The sequence below is a fragment of the Haemophilus sp. SZY H36 genome (assembly GCF_018829625.1).
Classification (GTDB): Bacteria; Pseudomonadota; Gammaproteobacteria; order Enterobacterales; family Pasteurellaceae; genus Haemophilus; species Haemophilus haemolyticus_K.
In genome coordinates, this window is the sequence record NZ_JAHKKA010000003.1 from 147,732 (window position 1) to 169,848 (window position 22,117).

Consider the following 22,117-nt stretch of genomic DNA (forward strand, 5'->3'; position numbering starts at 1 on the left):
AGAGAACATATCATGACATCCTCATTCAAACCAGAATTACTTTCCCCTGCCGGCTCCCTTAAAAATATGCGCTACGCCTTTGCTTATGGCGCAGATGCCGTTTATGCTGGCCAACCACGTTACAGCTTGCGCGTACGTAACAATGAATTTAATCACGCCAATTTAAAAATCGGAATCGACGAAGCCCATGCACTTGGCAAAAAATTCTATGTGGTCGTGAACATTGCACCGCATAATTCCAAACTCAAAACCTTTATCAAAGATTTACAACCTGTCATCGACATGGGCCCTGATGCCTTAATTATGTCTGACCCTGGCTTAATCATGTTGGTTCGTGAAAATTTCCCAGATATTGATATTCACCTTTCTGTACAAGCAAATGCGGTAAACTGGGCAACTGTCAAATTCTGGAAACAAATGGGATTAACTCGCGTGATTTTATCTCGCGAACTTTCAATAGATGAAATTGCCGAAATTCGCCAACATGTACCAGATATCGAACTCGAAATTTTCGTACACGGTGCATTATGTATGGCGTATTCTGGTCGTTGCTTGCTTTCTGGCTATATCAACAAACGCGATCCAAACCAAGGCACTTGCACGAATGCTTGCCGTTGGGAATACAAAATGGAAGAAGGCACTACGGATGAAGTCGGCAACATTGTGCCTAAAATCGATCCTGCTCAACAAATTGAAGTGAAAAATGTCGCGCCAACCTTGGGTGAAGGTGCGGTAACAGATAAAGTCTTCCTTTACACCGAATCACAAAAGCCAGATGAACAAATGACAGCATTTGAAGATGAGCACGGCACTTACTTTATGAACTCAAAAGATCTTCGTGCAGTACAACATGTGGAAAAATTGACCGCACTTGGTGTGCATTCTTTAAAAATCGAAGGTCGTACAAAATCATTCTATTACTGCGCGAGAACCGCACAAGTTTACCGCAAAGCCATTGATGATGCGGCAGCAGGCAAACCATTTGATGAAAGCTTAATGGATACGTTGGAATCCCTTGCTCATCGTGGTTATACCGAAGGTTTCTTACGTCGTCATACGCACGATGAATACCAAAATTACGAATACGGTTATTCTATTTCTGATCGTCAACAGTTTGTCGGTGAATTTACTGGTAAACGTAATGAACAAGGTATGGCTGAAGTGGCGGTGAAGAACAAATTCCTACTTGGTGATGATGTAGAAATGATGACCCCTCAGGGGAATATAAATTTCAAAATTGAAAAAATGCTAAATCGTAAAAATGAAGCGGTTGATGCAGCACTAGGTGATGGGCATTTTGTGTTCTTAGACGTACCACAAGATATCAACTTAGACTACGCCTTATTAATGCGTAATTTAGTCAATAGCAATACAAGAAATCCACATAATTAAATAACAAAAAATTATTTGTTAAAAAAATGTTGCATTTTTGTATTTTGTTATTATAATACGCCACATACCTGATTTGTTAATTCAACAACTCATAGTATGACTCCAAATATTTTTGCCCTTTCAGCTTTTGAAAGGGCTTTTTTTTTATCCTTGAATTTAAAGCCCTAACTTATTCATTTCTTTAATTACAGAGTCCACTTGGATCTGTGCCATTAAATCTTTTCCTTTTAGTTTTGTTACCCAAGGTAATAGAGAGGATGGTTTTCCAAATTCTTTTTGTGCATTCTCTTCATAAACAGAGACGACATTAGACAAATTATGATAAGGGCCCGTACGTAATGGGTTGTGATAAGCATATAAACCAATAACAGGCGTATTTTGAATCGTTGCAATATGTGCTGGGCCAGAATCAGGCGATAAAACTAAATCTACTTGAGAAATTAAGGCAGCAAGTTGCTTCAAGTTAGTTTTACCTGAGGCATTAGTTGGTTTAAAGTCACAAAGTGCTATGATTTTTTCAACCATTTCTAATTCACGCTTTGAGGGGGAACTACAAAAAATAACATGAATATTACGTTTATTTGCAATATTTGCAACTTCGGCATAACGTTCAATGAGCCAATCTTTTTCTACTTTACTAGAGCAAGGAGAAATCAGTAAATTTTTACGTGAAGGATCAATAAATTGATATGCATATTCACTTTCCTGGGGAGATATCTCAAGTTTCCAGGTTAATTTAGCTTTTGGCACACCAATATATTCTGCAAAAGCCATGAAACCATCTAAGACATGAGGTGAATCAGGATCATTTACTTGACGATTAACAAATAACCATTGTCCCTCTCGTGATCGTTTTTTACCAAACCCAATTTTATATTTAGCTTTAATTCCTAAGGAAATAATAGAAGCACGAAATGCAGTTTGCATATTTAACAAGGCATCAAAGTGTTGATTCTTTAACGTTTTCCATAATGAGAAAAGACCTTTCCAACCTGTTTTCTTATCATAAGGAATCAGAGTAATATTAGGAATCCCCTCTAATAAACCGAATTCTGTTTTACCTACAACCCAAGTAATTTGGGTTTGAGGATAATAAGCCTGAATATGTTGTATGACAGCAAGGGCATGACAAACATCTCCTACAGCAGAAAGGCGGAGAATACAAAGTGATTTGGGAGCACGAGTGAAAAGTGGCATTTGCAATCCTTTCTCATTTAATTTGGATGTATTTTAAAGTAGAATAAGGACATTTTCTATCATCCAATTCCACTAATATGCACTCATTCCAACAGGGTAATGAATATTTTATCTTCAGTTTTGACCGCACTTTTAACGATAAAAGTAACTTCTTTAAACCTAAATTCTGGCAAACTCAAAAAAGAATTATTGGGACGGCAAAAGGCCGAGGCACAACTTATTTTCTACAAACAGAAGATTATCTAGGCGTAAACTGCGCACTGAGACATTATTATCGCGGTGGATTATGGGGAAAATTCAACAAAGATCGTTATTATTTCTCCTCTCTCAAGAAGACCCGTAGTTTTGCTGAGTTTTATTTACTACAACACTTATATGAGGCAGGGCTCCCCGTTCCTAAACCTATTGCTGCACGAGTTCAAAAGGGAAAATTGGGGATCTGCTATCAAGCGGATATTTTGACAGAAACAATTGAAAATGCTCGGGATTTATCCCTACTATTACAGGCAACCCCTTTACCAAAAGAAATCTGGACTCAAATAGGAAAATTAATTCGTCAATTACATGATCAGCAGGTTTGCCATACAGATTTAAATGTACATAACATTCTAGTTCAACAAATAAAAAATAGAAAACAATGTTGGTTATTAGATTTCGATAAGTGCACTATAAGATCGGGAAATAGTTGGAAAGCAGACAACTTGAATCGATTACACCGCTCTTTTACAAAAGAAATTAAAAGAATGAAGATTCAATTTACAAAACAAAATTGGGCAGATTTAATTGCAGCCTATAATCAACCTCAAGAATAAAGGATAAGCTATGAAACAAAAAATCGTACTTGCTACAGGTAACCAAGGTAAAGTGAAAGAAATGTCTGATGTATTAGCCAATCTTGGATTTGAAGTAATCGCACAAAGCGATTTAGGCATTAATAGCCCCGAAGAAACAGGCTTAACCTTTGTAGAAAATGCACTATTAAAAGCACGCTATGCGTCAGAAAAATCGGGGTTACCCGCTATCGCAGATGATTCTGGTTTAGTTGTTTATGCGCTCAATGGGGCTCCAGGGTTATATTCCGCGCGATACGCTGGAGAGGATAGTAACGATGAAAAGAATCGCAAAAAATTATTAACCGAACTCTCTCATGTCACAAAAGAAAATCGACAAGCAAAATTTGTGAGCTGTATCGTTTATCTAAAACACCCAAATGATCCGTCACCAATCATCGCTGAAGGTGAATGCCATGGTCTCATTGAGTTTGAAGAAAAAGGTAAAAATGGTTTTGGTTACGATAGTTTATTTTTCAGCCCAGAAAAAAATTGTACGTTCGGTGAACTGGATACAATCGAGAAAAAAAGAATCTCACATAGAGCACGTGCACTTAATATCTTAAAAAATAAATTAGAAAATTAATATTTATAGGCACTCAAAAACGGTCAGAAATATAAAATAATTTCTGACCGCACTTTAACGTTATAATTAAGCTAAACGTATTTTCGCTTCTGCAATCGCTTCAGCAACTCTTAATGGCGATACACCACCTTTTGCACAACGTTTGTCTAAGCAAGATTGGAGAGAAAGGATCTCGTAAACATCATCTCCCACTACGTCACTAAATTGACGGAATTCAGGAATACTGAGATCTTCTAATCCCTTCCCTTTATCAATCGCATAAACAACCGTTTCACCCACAATATGATGAGAATCTCGGAAAGGTACGCCCTTAGAAACTAAATAATCCGCTAATTCAGTTGCGTTTGAATAGCCTTTTAACGCGGCTTCACGAGTACGTTCAACATTTACTTTCAATTCATCTAATACGAACGTTGCCATGTCCACACAGTTTTGCCAAGTATCTAAGGCATCAAAAATACCTTCTTTGTCTTCTTGCATATCTTTGTTATACGCAAGTGGCAGGCCTTTTAAGGTGACTAGCATGCCTGTTAATGAGCCAATCACCCTGCCGGCTTTGCCTCGAATTAACTCACATGCATCAGGATTTTTCTTTTGTGGCATTAATGATGAGCCGGAAGTCACGCGATCAGATAGCTCGACGAAATTTGCCTCTCCGCTATTAAAGATAATCATATCTTCAGCAAAGCGGGAAAGGTGCGCCATACTGAGAGATGCGATGGAAAGTAATTCTACGATATGATCGCGGTCAGAGACGCTATCTAAGCTATTTCTAGTCGCGAAAGTAAAACCAAGCTCGTGCGCAAGTGAATCACGATCTACAGCATAAGCCGTACCAGCCAACGCACCACTACCAAGTGGACAGGTATTCATTCGATTATACGCATCTGTTAAACGTGAATAGTCTCGGTCGAACATTTCCACATATGCCATACACCAATGAGCAAACGTTATTGGTTGAGCCCGTTGTAAATGGGTATAGCCCGGCATTACTGCTTGTTGTGTGTTTTCTGCAGTTTGAATTAAGTGACGTTGCAAATTACGTACTGATTCTTGTAATTCAACCACACGTTGTTTGCACCATAGTTTTATATCTACTGCCACTTGATCGTTACGGCTACGACCAGTATGTAATTTTTTACCAAGGTTGCCTACTTTATCGATTAGCTTACTTTCAACCCAACTATGAATATCTTCAGCATCATCTTGTAAAATTGCTTGCGGATTTGACCGCACTTCAATAAGTAATTCATTAAGTGCTTGCTCAAGTTGATGCTGTTCTTCGATAGTTAATACATTGACTTTCACCAAGGCTTTGGACCAACCAATCGAGCCTTGAATATCCTGTTCTACCAAACGATAATCAAAACGTAACGAGTCATTAAAATCTTTAAAACGTTTATCCGCTGCCTGCGTAAAACGTCCACCCCAAAGTGCCATAATCTTTCCTTTTTATTTTAATTAATTATTCTATTATTGTGCATATTTATGCATAAATCAACATTCTATATTAATAATAAAACAAAAATGGACAAAATCTTTCATTTTGTCCATTTTATCTGTATTAGAGCTATTTATAGTGTTTTTGCTAAATTTTTGATAAATGTTTTGAATTCTTTACCTAATTTTTCGTGACGAATACCGTATTCTACGAAAGCTTCCATATAGCCAATTTTATCACCACAGTCGAATGTTTCACCTGTCATATGGAATGCTTCGACAGTTTCTTTTTCAATGAGCATATCAATAGCATCGGTCAATTGGATTTCATCACCAACACCTACCGGAGTTTTTTCCAATAAATCCCAGATTTCAGCAGAGAATACATAACGACCCACTACAGCAAGGTTCGATGGTGCCTCTTCAACGGCTGGTTTTTCAACAATGTTATTAATTTTTGCACTTTCACCACCATTAAGAGCTACACCGCCACAGTCTGCAACACCATAGCTACTCACATTTTCTTGTGGTACCGGTGCAACCATTATCTGACTGGCTCCTGTTTCTTTAAAACGTTTAATCATTGCAGAAAGATTTTCTTTTTTCTGATTTGCGCTAAAATCAGCCAATAATACATCGGGTAATACTACAGCAAAAGGCTCATTACCAACTACTGGACGACCACAAAGAACCGCATGACCTAAGCCCTTAGCATTACCTTGACGAACGTGCATAATAGTTACATCTTTTGGACAGATAGAACGCACCTCTTCTAGAAGTTGACGTTTCACGCGTTTTTCTAGCATCGTTTCTAGTTCAAAAGAGGTATCAAAATGGTTTTCGATAGCATTTTTTGATGAATGCGTGACAAGTACAATTTCTTTTATGCCAGCTGCAACACATTCATTTACAACATACTGAATTAATGGTTTATCAACTAATGTAAGCATTTCTTTTGGAATTGCTTTTGTTGCAGGTAACATGCGGGTCCCTAACCCTGCTACAGGAATAATTGCTTTCATAATATTAAATCCATTATTTACGATTATGATGAACCGTCTAATTGTTCATCTTTCATCTGTTTAATTCGTTGGTAAATTTCTTCTCGGTGAACGGATACTTCTTTAGGCGCTTCTACACCGAGTTTAACTTGGTTTCCACGTACACTCAAAATCGTGATAGAAATATCATTTCCAATAAGTACACTTTCGCCAACTTTACGAGTCAAGATTAACATCTTTTATCTCCTTAGTTTGCATTTATTAGATATCCCTATCAATCAAGGAAGGTTGGCATCCCACCAACCGGCTTGTACTACAGATTTTTGTTTAACCAGTCCTGCGCCACTTTAACTGCTTGTGCTACATTTTCTGGTTGGGAGCCTCCTGCCATTGCCATATCCGGACGACCACCGCCTTTACCCCCGACCTGTTGAGCCATTAAATTAACGAGCTCTCCAGCTTTTACTTTGGTAGTTAAATCGTTTGTTACACCAACGACAAGGTTGACTTTTTCATCTAAGATCGATGCGAATGCGATTACGCCTGAGCCGAGTTGATTTTTTAAATCATCGACCATCACACGTAATGACTTTGTTTCTATGCCATCTAATTGTTGTGCGATAACAGAAACACCGTTGATTTTCACCGCACTTTTCACAAAATCAGAACCCGCCTGCATTGCGGCTTTTTCTTTTAGACCTTGCAATTCTTTTTCCACTTTCTTCGCTTTGTCTTGAAGTTGTTGGATTTTTTCTACTAAGGTATTTACATCTGATTTGAATAAGTCTGCGCTTTGGAGCAGAATGCGTTGTTGATTATGTAACCATTCAATCGCATTTTCACCAGTTACAGCTTCAATACGACGAACGCCTGCAGCCACTGCGCTTTCAGTAATAATTTTAAATAGACCGATATCCCCAGTGCGTTTTGCGTGAATACCACCACAAAGCTCAATTGAGAAGTCGCCCATGGTCAATACGCGAACGTTATCACCATATTTCTCGCCAAAGAGTGCCATTGCCCCTTTAGCTTTTGCTGAATCAATGTCCATAATATCCGTTTGAACAGGGAAGTTAGCACGGATTTTTTGGTTTACTAGTGTTTCAATTTGAGTTAATTGTTCTTTTGTAATTGCTTCTGGCTGTGCAAAGTCAAAACGCAAGGCTTTATCTGAAACAAGTGATCCTTTTTGCACAACATGTTGACCTAAAACTTGACGTAAAGCCGCGTGCAATAAGTGTGTTGCTGAGTGATTAAGTGATGTACTGTGGCGACGTTCTGCATCCACAATAGCATTCACTGATTGCCCTACTTTCAAACTTCCTTGCGTTAATTCTCCAATGTGTCCAAATACTTGCCCATATTTTTGGGTATCTTTCACATTAAAGGTAATGCCTTGTGCGCTTAAGTGTCCGCTATCGCCAATTTGGCCACCTGATTCTGCATAAAACGGTGTATTTTCTAAAATAACGACTGCACTTTGACCTGCTTCAATACTTTCCACAGATTTACCATCATGGAAAAGTGCGGTAATTTTTGCTTGAGATTCGACTTCAGTATAGCCTTCAAACTTGGTTTCGCCATCTACACGAATAATGCTGTTGTAGTCCACACCAAACTGACTCGCTGCTTGAGCACGAGTACGTTGTGCTTCCATTTCACGGTCAAACGCTTGTTCATCAATAGTGATATTGCGCTCACGACATACATCAGCCGTTAAATCCAATGGGAAACCATAGGTGTCATAAAGTTTGAATGCAACTTCACCTGAAAGAACCCCATCTTTCACTTGAGCAAGGGCTTCATCTAATAAGCTCAAGCCGCGCTCTAGAGTGCGAGCAAATTGTTCTTCTTCTAAACGTAATAGTTTTTCAACATTTACTTGTTTTGCTTTTACGTCTTTGCCTGCTTCTGCCATTACTTCAATTAGAGTTGGCACGAGTTTATAGAAAAAGGCTTCTTTGGCACCTAATAAGTGGCCGTGACGAACTGCGCGGCGAATAATACGACGTAAGACATAACCACGGCCTTCGTTTGATGGAATAACGCCATCTGCGATTAAATATGCACAAGAACGAATATGGTCAGCAATAACACGTAATGATTTATTACTTAAATCTGTTGTGCCTACAACTTCAGCCGTTTTTGCGATTAATGTTTTGAAAATATCAATCTCGTAGTTTGAGTTAACATGTTGTAATACAGCAGAAATACGCTCTAAGCCCATACCTGTATCAACTGATGGGCGTGGTAATTTTTCCATTGTGCCGTCGGCTAAACGGTTGAATTGCATGAACACAACGTTCCAGATTTCAATATAACGGTCGCCATCTTCTTCTGGTGAGCCTGGAGGTCCGCCCCAAATATGATCACCGTGATCGTAGAAAATTTCAGTACAAGGACCGCAAGGCCCCGTGTCGCCCATTGCCCAGAAGTTGTCTGATGCGTAAGGTGCGCCTTTATTGTCACCAATGCGAATAATGCGTTCAGCAGGAACACCGACTTCTTTATTCCAGATGTTGTAGGCTTCGTCATCGCTTTCATACACGGTTACCCATAGTTTTTCTTTAGGTAAACCAAGCCATTGTGGGGATGTTAAATATTCCCAAGCAAAATTAATCGCATCGTGTTTAAAGTAATCACCAAAACTGAAGTTACCGAGCATTTCAAAGAAAGTATGATGACGCGCGGTATAACCAACATTTTCTAAGTCGTTATGTTTACCACCAGCACGTACGCAACGTTGCGCGGTGGTCGCTCTAGAATAAGGCCGTTTATCCATTCCAAGGAATACATCCTTAAATTGGTTCATCCCAGCATTCGTGAAAAGCAAAGTCGGATCATTTTCCGGCACAAGTGAGCTACTCTCAACTACTTGGTGGCCTTTGCTATGGAAAAAATCAAGGAATGATTGTCTTATTTCTGCTGTTGTTTTCATTAAAAAGAATCCTTGTTACCCATAATAAAAATAAAAACTAAATCGCCCTATTTTTGCATATTTTTGAAATTTATAAAAAGGCTTTTTGCCAAAACCCCAAAATAAAACCGCACTCCACGACGCTATTTGAGAAGTGCGGTTAAAATTTAAGTTATTTCAGATTATTCAAAAAACAATTTCTTGTTAATTATTCATCTCTAAGCGGAACAACCAACATATCAATTTTAATCGTATTCATCACTTGACGTGTTGAAGACATTAACTTACTCCAAAAATCTTGGTGATGTCCCGTCACTAATAAATCTACATCATATTGTTCGATGGCATCACTTAGAACTTGTCCTAAATCACCACTGCCACTCAATTTTTCTGAAATTGGATAATCCGCACTTTCAGCTAAATCTAATAAGGCTTTTTGTGTTTCCGTGGAAATTCTGTCTTGCATCGAAGACATATTCACATCAATCAATCCAGTGTAAAGATCCGAGAAGTTCACATCAACGTGGATGATAGAAAGCTTTGCTTCATGGCGTTTTGCAACCCCAACCGCTTTTTTAAGTAAAACTGGACTCTCTTCGGAAAGATCTACTGCCACTAAAACGTGTTTGTACATAATCGACTCCTTAACTGATTGGTTCGGCTTTTAACTGGTTCTAATGCTAACATTTTGAGCAATAAAAAACTGTGTACTAGATCACAATTTAAACATTTTTATTAAAAATTCATTAAATTTTCAATGTCTGCAATTTCTTTAGGGGCAGCTGCGGTTAGGATTTTATTACCATGTTCAGTTATGAGTAAATTGTCCTCAATGCGCACGCCAATGCCTTTGTATTGCTCTGGCACATCAGCATCTTCTGAAATATAAATACCAGGTTCAACGGTAATCACCATGCCGATTTCGAGTATCCGCTGTTTATCCTGACCATAGCTACCCACATCATGTACATCTAAACCTAGCCAGTGTCCTAATCCATGCATATAAAATTGGCGATAAGCTTGTTGTTCAATGAGTGTATCGACATCACCGTTTAAGATGCCTAAATCCACTAATCCTTGGGTTTTAATACGAATGACTTCATCATTGGCTTGTTTAATAGAATTGCCCGGTACAAGCAATTCAATCGCACGTTTTTGTGCTTTTAAAACTAACTCGTAAATTTCACGTTGAGGCTGGCTAAATTTTCCATTTACAGGAAAAGTGCGGGTAATATCGCCAGCATACATGGCAAACTCACAGCCGGCGTCAATGAGCACTAAATCCCCATCATTTAGTGGGCGATCATTTTCTGTGTAGTGCAAAATACAGGCGTTATTTCCCCCTGCAACAATGGAATTGTAAGAAGGAAATCTTGCGCAATGGCGATTAAATTCATGCAAAATATCGCCTTCAATTTCATATTCAAAGCGATTTGGGCGTGTCGTTTGCATCGTTTTAATATGAGCAAGTGCCGTAATTTGTCCCGCTTGTTGCATTAAGCGGATTTCATTAGGCGATTTTATAAGACGCATTTCGCTGAGCATTGGTCGCCAATCTAAAATCTCGCTAAAACTCACCGCACTTTCTGTTACTAATTTATCACCCCAAGTATGAATTTCTGGCACATAGTAAAGTGCGGTTAGGTTGTTTAGTATTTTTGGCAGTACGGTAGCGAACTCTTCAATAGAATAGGCTTCATTTACATTAAGTTGTTGTGGTGCTCGCTCAACACCCAATCGGCGACCATTCCACGTTTCAAGTAACGGATCGCGTGGACGGAGAAAAATAATGGCTTTTTCAGCTTGTTCTGTTTTCAGTAATAACAGTGCTGCATTCGGTTCATTAAAGCCTGTTAAATACCAAAAATAGCTATCTTGACGGAAAGGATAGGTACAATCATTATTACGGCGTTTTTCGATTTCAGAAAAAAGCAATAATGCTGAATTAGGTTGCATTTGAGCGAACACTCGTGTGCGGCGTTCCCCAAATTCTTCTTTAGGCAATTCAGCCATATAAGCCAATTCCATCCTAGATCTCCTTAATGTAATACAGGTTTGCTCTCAATTTCTCCTTCGTTGAAATGAGAATAGAACAACATAGCAATGGTGCGAACATATTCAATGATTTCTTCTAGTGCTTCCGCGAGTTCTTCTTCGTTATCGTCTTCATCATAACCAAGTTGGCAAATATCTTGTAAATCATCTACGGCTTCGCCAATTTCGCCTTTTTCTTTTGCTAATTCAGGTTGTGCTAAGCCAAGACCTAGTAAGAATTGGTTTGCCCAGTCAGATAAGCTATCCGCTTGGGCAAAGACATTTTCATCTTCGGTTAAACCAAGTTCAAAGGTAAATCCTTCAACATCTGATAAGGTTTGACTAATTTGTTCATAAAGTTCTGTAACGGGTTGAACTAATCCTGTTGGGTAAGCGTGATTATCATTGCTGAATTGATATAAGAGCGGTAGCCAACTTTGATCTTTTAAGCCTCCACAAAGTAAACCGCTTAAAAAACCATGTAGTTCTGTTGCATTAAAGCCGATTCCAGCAGATTTAAGTTGTTGGTTAAGGTCAGAATGAGAAATGAGCATAATAGATTTCCTGAGTAAATTTGAAATTAGTGTAAACCTTTGTAAATAAAAAAGCGATCGCTTTTCCTTGTGGAAAAACGACCGCACTTTTTACCTGATGATGAGCGAATTACATCATTCCGCCCATTCCACCCATACCGCCCATGCCTGCGCCTAGGTCAGCTTTTTCATCTTTTGGAAGCTCGGTTACCATACATTCAGTGGTAATCATTAAGCCTGCTACAGATGCTGCGAATTGTAACGCAGAACGAGTTACTTTAGTTGGATCTAAAATACCCATTTCGATCATATCGCCGTATTGTTCTGTACCTGCGTTATAACCAAAGTTTCCTTCTCCATTTTTAACCGCACTTGCCACAACAGATGCTTCTTCACCTGCGTTAGTGACGATTTGACGTAAAGGTGCTTCCATCGCACGTAGCGCAAGTTTGATACCTACATTTTGTTCTTCGTTGTCACCTTTTAGGCTTGCTGCTACTTTCGCGGCTGCGCGAACTAATGCAACACCACCACCCGCAACGATACCTTCTTCAACCGCTGCACGAGTTGCGTGTAACGCATCATCTACACGGTCTTTTTTCTCTTTCATTTCAACTTCAGTTGCCGCGCCTACTTTGATTACTGCCACACCGCCAGCAAGTTTAGCCACGCGTTCTTGAAGTTTTTCTTTGTCATAATCAGAAGTTGATTCTTCGATTTGTTGACGAATTTGAGCTACGCGACCTTTGATTTGTGCTTCATCACCAATACCATCAATAATGGTTGTGTTATCTTTATTGATAACAACACGTTTTGCTTGACCTAAATCTTCTAATGTCGCTTTTTCAAGTTCCATACCGATTTCTTCAGAAATCACAGTACCTGCAGTTAAGATCGCAATATCTTGTAACATTGCTTTACGACGATCACCAAAACCTGGCGCTTTCACGGCTGCAACTTTCACGATACCGCGCATAGTGTTCACCACTAAGGTTGCAAGCGCTTCACCTTCCACATCTTCAGCGATGATTAATAACGGTTTACCTGCTTTCGCAACACCTTCTAACACTGGAAGTAATTCACGGATGTTAGAGATTTTTTTATCAACAAGAAGAAGATATGGATTATCTAATTCAACCGTTGCAGTTTCTGGTTTGTTGATGAAATATGGAGAAAGGTAACCACGATCGAATTGCATCCCTTCAACCACATCTAATTCATCTTCAAGACCCGTACCATCTTCAACGGTAATCACGCCTTCTTTACCCACTTTTTCCATCGCTTGTGAGATTAATTGACCTACAATGCTGTCAGAGTTTGCAGAAATAGTCCCTACTTGTTCAATTTCTTTCGCTGTTTCACAAGGTTTAGATAAATTTTTAAGCTCAGAAACAACCGCACTTACTGCTTTATCGATACCACGTTTTAAATCCATTGGATTCATGCCTGCCGCTACTGCTTTCAAGCCTTCATTTACGATAGCTTGCGCAAGTACAGTTGCAGTGGTTGTACCGTCACCTGCAGCATCATTTGCTTTAGATGCCACTTCTTTCACCATTTGTGCACCCATGTTTTCGAATTTATCTTCTAATTCGATTTCACGAGCAACAGACACACCGTCTTTAGTGATAGTTGGTGCACCAAATGATTTATCTAAAATTACATTACGACCTTTAGGGCCAAGGGTCACTTTTACTGCATCGGCTAATACATTCACGCCTTTAAGCATTTTTACGCGTGCATCGTTACCAAATTTTACGTCTTTTGCTGCCATTTTCTTTTCCCTTATCTAATTATTCTACAATTGCTAAGATGTCGTTTTCAGAAATGATTAATACTTCTTCACCATCGATTTTTTCGCTTTTCACACCGTAACCGTCATTGAAAATTACGGTATCGCCAACTTTCACATCTAAAGGTTGAACAGTGCCATTTTCTAAAATACGACCTTTACCCACAGCTAATACTTTCGCACGGGTTGATTTGGTCGCCGCTGAACCAGTTAATACGATACCACCTGCTGAACGGGTTTCGACTTCTTCACGTTTAATAATTACACGATCGTGTAAAGGACGAATATTCATGATTAATTTCCTTCTTAAAGAATTTGTAAAGCATCTCTTATATAGGGAACGATTTCTAACTTTCAAGTGTGATAAATTAAAAATTTTGCACTTACTTATTGAAATCTAAATACGGGCTATTCATCATTACATTTACTTTTTTTTGAGCATATAAAGAAACACTCTATTCCAGCAGCCACAAACGTTGCAATAATATAAACTGCTAAATAACCAAAAGTACCTGCAATTCGGATAGAGATAAATCCAGCTAAATAGGCCCCTAAAAGCGCGATAGAAAATTGTAACGCACTGTCAAGCGTAGCGTATGTTTTAGTTGATTTGTCCATAATCATGGCGAGTAAGCAAGGCACAAGTAATGCGTAAGTAATACTTAATAATAAGATTGGTACAGCAATAAGATAAGGAAAACCCGTGCCGACATATTCAAATAAAATAAATAAGAAGAAGGCAAAGATTTGGCTAAATAATATCCATTGGGTGACGGAAGCCCGAGAATATTTTTTGAGTAATAGACCGCTGAGTGGAGCAAAAGCGATAGCACAAAGGGGTTCGAATACGGAAAGTAATAACCCAATGTGTTGGCTGCTCCAGCCCAATGCATTTAGACGTGGAATGAAACTACTGACCACCATGCCGCTGGGAATAAACACAAATAACAATAAAATCAACCAATGAAATGAGATGTGCGGTTGTTGCCAAAAGTGGAAAAAGCGTGTGAATAAAAAACGCAATGGCGGATTTTGCGGTTCAGTGGCAACTGTAGGTTCGGAATATAGGCTGATTTGTAGAATCAACAGTAGCGCAAAAACACTGATTAAATCCACCGCACTTTGCCAGCCGTAATGATGATAAATCAGTAACACCAAACCGCCGCCAAGCATTTTACCCAGGCGTCCTGCGATCACTTGAATGACGCCGCCAAAGCCACGTTGCTCAAAAGGCAGGATGGCACACGTCAGCCCCAACGCCGCACAACCAAAAAATAGACTGCTTAGGTTCAATAGCACACACGTCACCATAAGCAGTGCAAAATCTTGTTGCGGTTGGATGAAATGCAACATAAATAAGGCAATAAAAATGATTAGCGAGGAAAGGCATAGCCAGCCTCGAAATTGCCCGATACGTTTGAGACGATAGCGTTCAATTAACGGCGAAACGATGAATTTCGCCATTTCCATTCCACCAAGCAAATAGAACCAACTAATCTGTTTAAGATCAAACCCCATTTCTTTTAACATGGTGATGAGCGCAATCATATAAAACGCTACTACGCAGAATTTAAAACCGGCAGTCGTGGCAAGGATCGCCCAATCCTGTTTAGTGAGTGATGTTGCCTTGTTGGCATTGCCAAAATGCTGCATAACGTCCTTTTTGTTCTAAAAGTGTTTGATGCGTGCCTTGTTCGGCAATGCTGCCGTTTTCCAACACATAAATGCAATGCGCGCCCACAATGGTGGAAAGTCGGTGAGCGATAATAAACACGGTTTTGTCTTTAACCAGCTGATCCAGCGCTTTTTGTACTGCCAGCTCATTGCGGGTATCCAACGATGCTGTCGGTTCATCTAAAATGAGAATCGGTGCGTCTTTTAAAATCGCGCGGGCAATAGCAAGTCGTTGCTTTTCGCCGCCGGAAAAATTACTTCCAATTTCATTAACTTGCGTTTGATACCCTTGTGGTAATGCTTGAATAAAATCATGGCATTGGGCAAGTTTACAGGCGTGAATCACCTCTTCATCGGTGGCATTGGGTTTTGCCATTCGGATGTTATTTAATACACTGTCTTGGAATAAATACACGTCTTGAAACACCACAGAAATTAAGCGCATGAGCTGTTCTTGGCTAACATCCCGAATATCGATATCGCCGATCGTAATTCGCCCTGATTGCGGATCAGCATAACGCAACAACAAGCGAAGTAATGTTGTTTTACCGCAACCGCTGGTGCCCACAAAAGCATTGAGGCTGTTAGGTTTTATGTCTAGATTAATGTCGTTTAAGATGGTTTTTTCAGCATTATAACCAAAGCGGACATGCTCATACCGAATGCGATAATCTGTGGGTAATCTGCTGCCATGATTTTCCGCCAATTCAGGCAATGCCATCAGTTTTTCAAATTTTTCACAGCTAATCACAAAAATTTCTAAGAGCGAAGACATTTGCACAAAGAAGTTCAATACATCTGAAATTCGCGCAATTAAAATCAGCACTGTGGCTAACAATACCCAATGAGCGCTACCGGAAATCACCCAAAATGTGCCAACAATTAATACCGCAATAAGACTTAATTGAATGCTTGAGGTAATAATCAAATTCGGACGTTCGCCTTTTTTAGTGCCGATGCGTTGAATATTGGCCACATCTTCAATCACACGGTTGAAAATGTGTTGTTTGTTTTCAGTTTGCCCTGTTGATTTCAGAATTTCCAAACCTTGCACAAACTCAATGGTTTCGCCTTTAAGTCGCTGATTAGCTTCTGCCAAAATACTAAATCCACGACGAAAAGCTTTTCTTCGCCATAAATAAAGTGGCACGATAAGCGGAAAAATAATGAAGATCAGCAGCCCAAAGCGGTAATCAAAGAAACAAAGACAAAGGGCGGCAGACACCGGTGTTACGATGCCATAAATTAGAATACTGATTAAACTGAATGCGTAATTCGTAGCTTCATTAATACTTTGGATGGCAACGGAACTGAGTTCGCCTGCACGAAATCTACTGAGGACAGCAAGAGATACGCAGCGAAGTTTTTCGCCCAGTTGACGTCTTAATTGATATGTCGCCAAAAATGAATCGCCTTTGGTGTCATAATATTCCGCCCAAATGCGGAAAAGGAGGCTGACGATTAAAAGCACGCCACACAAAACACTCCAAAAAATGACTGCACTTTGTCCTGCTTCAGTTTGTTCTAATGCCAAAAGCAGCGGATACAGTAAGCCGATAGCCACGCCGAATAAAATTGCAGACAGTGCTGCAAAAGCGAGACAGCGTAAGAATGCGCTTTGTTGCTGTTGAGCGGCGGCAAATAAGGTGTGATAAGTTTGCCATAGGCTTTTTACACGTTGAGTTTCGGGATTAAAGTAAGATTGCATAACATTCTCTAATGTATCGTCCAAGATTTTGCCTGTTGATATTCCGCCCAAAGGGTTTGATAGGCGACGTTGGTTTGCAACAAGGCTTGGTGATTGCCTTGAGCAATGATTTCGCCGTTCTCTAAATAAATAATTTGATCGGCTTGGGTAATGCTAGACAGGCGATGCGCCACCATGATCACCGTTTTATTTTGCATCAGCGCATGAAATGCCTGCATTAAATCCGCCTCGTTTTTTGCATCGGAAAAAGCCGTGGGTTCGTCTAGCAATAAAATCGGGCGATTTTGTAAAAAGGCACGGGCTATACTGATACGTTGTTTTTGTCCGCCTGACAATAATTGTCCGCGTTCACCCACTTTCGTTTGATATTGCTCTGGCAAGGTCATAATAAAGTCATGAATACGGGCTTGTTTGGCGGCATTGATAATGGCTTCTTCCGTCACATTTTCTATGCCGTAAGCGATGTTTTCGGCAATAGAGCAAGAAAATAAGAAATTATCCTGAAATACGACCGAACAATACTTCATGAGTTGATCCTGTTCCATATGACGAATATCCGCACCACCTAAGGTGATTTTTCCGCTATCGACATCCCAAAAGCGCAACAGCAAATTGAGTAAGGTGGTTTTGCCGGAGCCTGAAGTGCCAATAATGGCAGTAAAACTATTTTGCGGCACGCTGAAGTCTATATTTTTCAGCGTTGCTTTGTCGGCATCATAGCTGAAATTGACCTGTTCAAATTGAACAGCATACCCCTTCGGTGTTTGTAACGGCAAAAGTGCGGTGGCATTTTCCAACGTTTTTATTTCGTTAATGCGTTCAATGGCAGCGCGGGAGCGTTCCAACAAATGAAACAGTCCCATGTATGGATGCATGGTTTCAATTAAGCCGGCGGCTAACACTAAAAAGGCAAAAAAGCCAAAGGTGGAAAGCAGCGCAAGTGAGTGTAAATACACGCCTAACACGATCAAAAACAACATGATCGGCATTGGCGTAAAGAGCGAACGGGCAAGACGTGTTGGGGCGCCCACTTTAGCTAAAAAAGCGAAGATGACCTGATTAAAATTTTCCAATGCGGTGCTAAAACGACTGTATGAACTTTGTCCCGCATCAAAGGTACGAATCGTGCTCATGCCTTGAATATATTCAATAATCGCGCTGTTGATTCTGCTCACGGCAGCACCGTAATCACGATAATTCAATCGACTTTTTTGCATTAACCGTTGCAGAATCGTAAATAGCACGACTAGGAAAATCACCACAGCCAATGCCATTTGCCAATTTAACCAAAATAATGCTGCCAACACGAAAATTGGTGTGGAATAAGCCTCCGCTTTAAGGGGGGGCGCATCGGCAACAAAGGTGTGCAATTCGTTTACGTCATCGCACAGTACTTTGGTTAAACCGCCTGAACCGATTTCATTGACTTTGCCTAACGATAATTGACTAATTTTTTTCGCAAGCTGTTGGCGTAGCATTTTTTCCAATTCAAAGGCTGCATAATGAGATTTGTCGTGCGCTTTAATTTTGCAGGTGTAATACAAAATGGACGTGACAAGCAGCGCGAAAATCTGCCAATAAGGAAACGTAAGAGATTGGCTGACGGTGAACACAATGTGGATCATCAAAAGCCAAATCCCGATTTTTAAGCCTTGCGCGAAGGTTGCCAACCACATTGAGGCGCGTAATTGCGCGGCAACAGGTTGGCAAATTTGTTGGTGTTGCTGACTCATTGCTTAAAATCTTAACTCAGTAGAAAGCCCAATTTGACGTTCCGGCTGACGGGTAATGTCGCCAGAGCGCGGTACGAGTAAGATATCTTTGCGTGAGTTAAGCACGTTGTCGGCATAAAGCGTGATTCTGGCATGCTTAAAGTCGTACGCTAAATAAACATCAAGTTGGTCATAATGCCCTACTTTACCATTGGCTAAGTTGTCGGCAGTGGAATAATAACTACTGTTGTAGCTGTAATTGGTGCCAATTTCTAGATGGTCAAGAAGACGATAATTGGCCCCCACTTTTCCACTAAAACTTGGTGCACGAGCGAGTTTATTTCCTTCAATGCCGCTGTTTGGATAACGTTTGATATCGGTTTTTAACATCCCGATGCCTGCGTGGAGTGCCAGTTTCTCCGTGGCTTGCCATTCGGTATTGATTTCCGCACCATAGGTAACGACTTTATCGGCATTGCGGATCACGATGGAATTCGGACCAAGGGTGAACGGTAACTGCATGTCTTTGTAGTCGTTATAGAATAGGTTGCTATTAATGCGTAGGCGTTTATCTGTGGATGTCCAACGATGATAAAGTTCGTAGTTCCAGACATATTCCGCGTCATATTCATAGCTGGTGTACGGCACACCGAAAGTCACACCGGCACCGCCCGGATTATAACCTTTGCCTACTTTAAAGCCTAAGCGTTGATCATCGTTAATTTTCCATGCAATGTCTGCTTTTGGCAGGAAGACATTGTATTTTTTATCCCGGTTGATGGAAAACATCGCACTTTTGCCTTTACGCTGATGATGTTCCTGCTCATAGCGAGCAGAAAGCGTCAATTCAAACGGAATATCTGGTGTAAAGGTAATTTCACCAAAGGCCGCCTTAGTTTTCGTTTTATCATTAAAATTTGTCGTAATCGGCGTGCGAGCAATGCGTCCATTAAGCATCGTAACACTTTCATCCTGTTTCGCATTGAAATAGAACAAACCGAATAAACCACGGTATTTTTCGCTTTCGTATTTTACAATGGGTTCTATTTGGAATTCATTGCCATCAACGCGAGCCGGAACACCTCGACGATTTGGCGGCAATGCGGTGTTGAATGGCGAAGTCGTTTTTCTATCGTGAATAAAGTGGGTGTAAACCAATTTATTTTCCCATTTCCAACGCTCTGAGAGTTGATAGCCAATGTCCCAGATGGTGCTAGCAGAGCGTGTTTGGAATACCGGGCGTTCCGGCGTGTAACGTGGTGAATTAGGTTGTAATTCCGTTTCACTTTGTGGTGCTCGCGCGTTTAAATGATTGAACGTTAAACGGCTATAGAGATCTGGCAACGCAGACGGCGTCCAGAGTAATTTGACGCGGGTATTGGTGGCTTTAAACCAACGCGGGTTGCCGACGGGATCGTAATGTGGTAAATCTACAGCAGTTTCCCGTTGTTGATGATCTACGCTTAAACGAAACGCTAATTCGTCTTTCACCACAGGGCCTGAAATCAGGGCTGCTGTTTGCGTTAATCGATGATTTCCCATATTCAATTTCGCTGCGCCTTCCCATTCTTGCGTTGGGTCATTGCTGGTCATGACCACCGCACCGGCAATGGCGTTACGCCCTTGGGCATAGCTTTGCGCCCCACGATAAATCTCCACCTGTTTCATATCCCAGAGAGATTTTGTGCCAAACGCTAGTTCATTATAGCTAGAAGTTCTACCGTCAATTTGCATATTTAAACGTGGACGTGAACCAGCAAAAAATGCTACCGCACCGACCGCCGGACCAGAACCGTCAACGCCACGCACAGTAGGTAAGTCATTGCCCAAGCCGGTGTCTAAAATATTCACATCGCGTTTTAATAATTGGGTCGCAGACAGTAAATTGGGTTCTCGTTTGAGTTGTTCGGAGGTTACCACGGAGGTGCTTGAACCGGTAGAGGATTGACTACGCTCGAATTTTTCACCAGTCACAGTGATTTCATCTAGTACTGTAGTCTGCTTACTTTCTTCAGCATGAGTTGAAAAGGAATAGGCACTCATCAGGCAAAGGCTAATGAGGCTGAGTCGTGGGGATAACTTGTTCATGGGGTCTCCTAGGCTTTATCTTGGCTTAAGGTTTACACTTTTTAAATTAATTAATTAATAATGTAAACCTAACACAATTATAATACGAAAGTAAATAAGAATTTTTCTCAAATTTAATATTTGACAATTAAAGGCTTTCGGCTATGTTATTGAGCCTTAAGGAGTGAACCATGAAAAAAGATATTTTTTTGAAACAGGTTGCCACTGAACTGTTTTATCAACAAGGCTGGAAATTAACCTCTGTTGCAGAAATTTGTCGGGTAGCTGGGGTGAGCCGAGTAACGTTTTATAAACATTTCCCCACCAAGCAAGATTTAGTGAAAAGTATTTTTGAAGAACAAAAAAATAATATGCGGCGGGAATTTGATAGACTGTTAGCCACAGAGGCAGATTTAGCCACGGTGATCCAGCAGATTTTGACGATGCAACAAGAATCCATGGCCACGCTATACTCCGCTGCTGTATTACATGACTTAAACCATGATCAAGATGAAACCTTACAGGCCTTTTTTAGGCAAATGGCACAGGAAAAATACCACTATATGCACTATTTCTTTAGTACGCTACAACAACGTAAAAGCGTACGTAATGATTTTCCTGTAATTTTAATTGATGTATTAATTCAAAAAATGGATGAAATGATTCATTCTTCCGTCTTACAACAGCATTATTCAGGAAAAGAACAACAACTCTTTAAAGATGTATTACAGCTTTTTTTGCATGGACTCACTTATCAATATGCCCCCTAATAAAAATATTATTTCTACGCATCATATATCTAAACTATTTGCTACTTTATTCTACGTTTCTATTAAAATTCTTTTCTTATTTATCTATTTTTACGTAAAATCCAACAACCTATCAAAAATTTGAAATAAAGGACAACAATATGCATTTAACCTCTAGAGAACAAGAGAAACTAATGCTCTTTTTAGCCGGTGAGTTGGCGGCAAAACGCAAAGCACGTGGCGTTAAATTAAATTATCCAGAAACTATTGCTTATATTGCGAGCCATTTACAAGAGGCGGCAAGAGACGGAATGAGTGTAGCGGAAGTGATGCAATATGGTTCAACGCTTTTAACCGTTGATGATGTCATGGAGGGTGTAGCCGAAATGGTTCATGAAGTTCAGATTGAAGCCACTTTCCCAGATGGTACAAAGCTTGTTACCGTGCATAATCCGATTAGATAAAAGATAGAAGGATTTAAATAC

General features: G+C 40.1%; 19 protein-coding genes. 5 read left to right on the top strand and 14 right to left on the bottom strand.

The window, feature by feature from the left end:
- The first annotated feature begins 12 nt into the window (after positions 1-12).
- Positions 13-1,392, top strand: a complete 1,380-nt coding sequence (trhP, locus tag KP713_RS06725; RefSeq protein ID WP_140527452.1) for a prephenate-dependent tRNA uridine(34) hydroxylase TrhP — start codon at positions 13-15, stop codon at positions 1,390-1,392.
- Between the two features lie 156 nt (positions 1,393-1,548).
- Here the strand turns inward: trhP and KP713_RS06730 are convergent, their stop codons facing one another.
- On the bottom strand, positions 1,549-2,589 hold the full coding sequence (locus KP713_RS06730) for a glycosyltransferase family 9 protein (RefSeq protein WP_215770206.1): 1,041 nt from the start codon (positions 2,587-2,589) through the stop codon (positions 1,549-1,551).
- Between the two features lie 77 nt (positions 2,590-2,666).
- On the opposite strand from KP713_RS06730, the gene KP713_RS06735 reads away from it, so the two are divergent.
- Together KP713_RS06735 and rdgB are read left to right on the top strand one after the other, a co-directional pair.
- Positions 2,667-3,401: a 3-deoxy-D-manno-octulosonic acid kinase gene (locus KP713_RS06735; RefSeq protein WP_215770207.1), complete on the top strand. Its 735-nt coding sequence runs from the start codon at positions 2,667-2,669 to the stop codon at positions 3,399-3,401.
- Positions 3,402-3,411: 10 nt separating this feature from the next.
- Entirely contained in the window at positions 3,412-4,005 is a 594-nt protein-coding gene (rdgB, locus tag KP713_RS06740) for an RdgB/HAM1 family non-canonical purine NTP pyrophosphatase (protein WP_048953456.1), read from the top strand.
- 66 nt (positions 4,006-4,071) lie between these two features.
- Here the strand turns inward: rdgB and argH are convergent, their stop codons facing one another.
- From argH to KP713_RS06805, 13 genes are all read right to left on the bottom strand, one after another.
- Complete coding sequence (gene argH / locus KP713_RS06745) at positions 4,072-5,445, bottom strand: argininosuccinate lyase (RefSeq protein WP_215770208.1); 1,374 nt, start codon at positions 5,443-5,445, stop codon at positions 4,072-4,074.
- A 134-nt stretch (positions 5,446-5,579) separates the two neighbouring features.
- Positions 5,580-6,467, bottom strand: coding sequence for a UTP--glucose-1-phosphate uridylyltransferase GalU (galU, locus tag KP713_RS06750; protein WP_048953452.1), 888 nt, complete (start codon positions 6,465-6,467; stop codon positions 5,580-5,582).
- A gap of 23 nt (positions 6,468-6,490) precedes the next feature.
- Positions 6,491-6,682, bottom strand: coding sequence for a carbon storage regulator CsrA (gene csrA, locus KP713_RS06755; RefSeq protein ID WP_048953448.1), 192 nt, complete (start codon positions 6,680-6,682; stop codon positions 6,491-6,493).
- A 77-nt stretch (positions 6,683-6,759) separates the two neighbouring features.
- Positions 6,760-9,384, bottom strand: coding sequence for an alanine--tRNA ligase (alaS, locus tag KP713_RS06760; RefSeq protein WP_215770209.1), 2,625 nt, complete (start codon positions 9,382-9,384; stop codon positions 6,760-6,762).
- A 187-nt stretch (positions 9,385-9,571) separates the two neighbouring features.
- Entirely contained in the window at positions 9,572-9,997 is a 426-nt protein-coding gene (gene uspA, locus KP713_RS06765) for a universal stress protein UspA (RefSeq protein WP_005629483.1), read from the bottom strand.
- A 101-nt stretch (positions 9,998-10,098) separates the two neighbouring features.
- Positions 10,099-11,391, bottom strand: a complete 1,293-nt coding sequence (pepP, locus tag KP713_RS06770) for a Xaa-Pro aminopeptidase (protein WP_215770210.1) — start codon at positions 11,389-11,391, stop codon at positions 10,099-10,101.
- A gap of 11 nt (positions 11,392-11,402) precedes the next feature.
- Positions 11,403-11,951 carry a YecA/YgfB family protein gene (locus KP713_RS06775; protein WP_105887821.1) on the bottom strand — a complete coding sequence of 183 codons (549 nt, stop codon included), beginning with the start codon at positions 11,949-11,951 and terminating at the stop codon, positions 11,403-11,405.
- 109 nt (positions 11,952-12,060) lie between these two features.
- A complete protein-coding gene (groL, locus tag KP713_RS06780; protein ID WP_005632790.1) occupies positions 12,061-13,704 on the bottom strand; it encodes a chaperonin GroEL in 1,644 nt (547 codons plus the stop codon).
- 19 nt (positions 13,705-13,723) lie between these two features.
- Positions 13,724-14,014 carry a co-chaperone GroES gene (locus tag KP713_RS06785; RefSeq protein WP_005629492.1) on the bottom strand — a complete coding sequence of 97 codons (291 nt, stop codon included), beginning with the start codon at positions 14,012-14,014 and terminating at the stop codon, positions 13,724-13,726.
- Positions 14,015-14,130: 116 nt separating this feature from the next.
- Positions 14,131-15,375, bottom strand: a complete 1,245-nt coding sequence (locus tag KP713_RS06790) for an MFS transporter (RefSeq protein ID WP_215770211.1) — start codon at positions 15,373-15,375, stop codon at positions 14,131-14,133.
- Positions 15,332-17,104 carry an ABC transporter ATP-binding protein gene (locus KP713_RS06795; RefSeq protein WP_215770212.1) on the bottom strand — a complete coding sequence of 591 codons (1,773 nt, stop codon included), beginning with the start codon at positions 17,102-17,104 and terminating at the stop codon, positions 15,332-15,334. The genes KP713_RS06790 and KP713_RS06795 overlap by 44 nt, the downstream gene beginning before the upstream one ends.
- An 8-nt stretch (positions 17,105-17,112) precedes the next feature.
- Positions 17,113-18,837 carry an ABC transporter ATP-binding protein gene (locus KP713_RS06800; protein WP_215770213.1) on the bottom strand — a complete coding sequence of 575 codons (1,725 nt, stop codon included), beginning with the start codon at positions 18,835-18,837 and terminating at the stop codon, positions 17,113-17,115.
- A 3-nt stretch (positions 18,838-18,840) separates the two neighbouring features.
- Positions 18,841-20,904 (bottom strand): TonB-dependent receptor, encoded by a 2,064-nt coding sequence (locus tag KP713_RS06805; protein ID WP_215770214.1) that lies wholly within the window; start codon positions 20,902-20,904, stop codon positions 18,841-18,843.
- A gap of 170 nt (positions 20,905-21,074) precedes the next feature.
- Between KP713_RS06805 and KP713_RS06810 the strand changes: the two genes are divergently transcribed.
- Positions 21,075-21,653, top strand: coding sequence for a TetR/AcrR family transcriptional regulator (locus KP713_RS06810; protein WP_215770215.1), 579 nt, complete (start codon positions 21,075-21,077; stop codon positions 21,651-21,653).
- Between the two features lie 140 nt (positions 21,654-21,793).
- Complete coding sequence (gene ureA, locus KP713_RS06815; protein WP_005688619.1) at positions 21,794-22,096, top strand: urease subunit gamma; 303 nt, start codon at positions 21,794-21,796, stop codon at positions 22,094-22,096.
- Positions 22,097-22,117 lie beyond the last annotated feature (21 nt).

Excerpts from the sequence above, each read along its gene's own strand:
- trhP (WP_140527452.1), top strand. The coding sequence starts at position 13 with ATGACATCCTCATTCAAACCAGAATTACTTTCCCCTGCCGGCTCCCTT.
- KP713_RS06730 (WP_215770206.1), bottom strand. The coding sequence starts at position 2,589 with ATGCCACTTTTCACTCGTGCTCCCAAATCACTTTGTATTCTCCGCCTT.
- KP713_RS06735 (WP_215770207.1), top strand. The coding sequence starts at position 2,667 with ATGCACTCATTCCAACAGGGTAATGAATATTTTATCTTCAGTTTTGAC.
- rdgB (WP_048953456.1), top strand. The coding sequence starts at position 3,412 with ATGAAACAAAAAATCGTACTTGCTACAGGTAACCAAGGTAAAGTGAAA.
- argH (WP_215770208.1), bottom strand. The coding sequence starts at position 5,445 with ATGGCACTTTGGGGTGGACGTTTTACGCAGGCAGCGGATAAACGTTTT.
- galU (WP_048953452.1), bottom strand. The coding sequence starts at position 6,467 with ATGAAAGCAATTATTCCTGTAGCAGGGTTAGGGACCCGCATGTTACCT.
- csrA (WP_048953448.1), bottom strand. The coding sequence starts at position 6,682 with ATGTTAATCTTGACTCGTAAAGTTGGCGAAAGTGTACTTATTGGAAAT.
- alaS (WP_215770209.1), bottom strand. The coding sequence starts at position 9,384 with ATGAAAACAACAGCAGAAATAAGACAATCATTCCTTGATTTTTTCCAT.
- uspA (WP_005629483.1), bottom strand. The coding sequence starts at position 9,997 with ATGTACAAACACGTTTTAGTGGCAGTAGATCTTTCCGAAGAGAGTCCA.
- pepP (WP_215770210.1), bottom strand. The coding sequence starts at position 11,391 with ATGGAATTGGCTTATATGGCTGAATTGCCTAAAGAAGAATTTGGGGAA.
- KP713_RS06775 (WP_105887821.1), bottom strand. The coding sequence starts at position 11,951 with ATGCTCATTTCTCATTCTGACCTTAACCAACAACTTAAATCTGCTGGA.
- groL (WP_005632790.1), bottom strand. The coding sequence starts at position 13,704 with ATGGCAGCAAAAGACGTAAAATTTGGTAACGATGCACGCGTAAAAATG.
- KP713_RS06785 (WP_005629492.1), bottom strand. The coding sequence starts at position 14,014 with ATGAATATTCGTCCTTTACACGATCGTGTAATTATTAAACGTGAAGAA.
- KP713_RS06790 (WP_215770211.1), bottom strand. The coding sequence starts at position 15,375 with ATGCAGCATTTTGGCAATGCCAACAAGGCAACATCACTCACTAAACAG.
- KP713_RS06795 (WP_215770212.1), bottom strand. The coding sequence starts at position 17,104 with ATGCAATCTTACTTTAATCCCGAAACTCAACGTGTAAAAAGCCTATGG.
- KP713_RS06800 (WP_215770213.1), bottom strand. The coding sequence starts at position 18,837 with ATGAGTCAGCAACACCAACAAATTTGCCAACCTGTTGCCGCGCAATTA.
- KP713_RS06805 (WP_215770214.1), bottom strand. The coding sequence starts at position 20,904 with ATGAACAAGTTATCCCCACGACTCAGCCTCATTAGCCTTTGCCTGATG.
- KP713_RS06810 (WP_215770215.1), top strand. The coding sequence starts at position 21,075 with ATGAAAAAAGATATTTTTTTGAAACAGGTTGCCACTGAACTGTTTTAT.
- ureA (WP_005688619.1), top strand. The coding sequence starts at position 21,794 with ATGCATTTAACCTCTAGAGAACAAGAGAAACTAATGCTCTTTTTAGCC.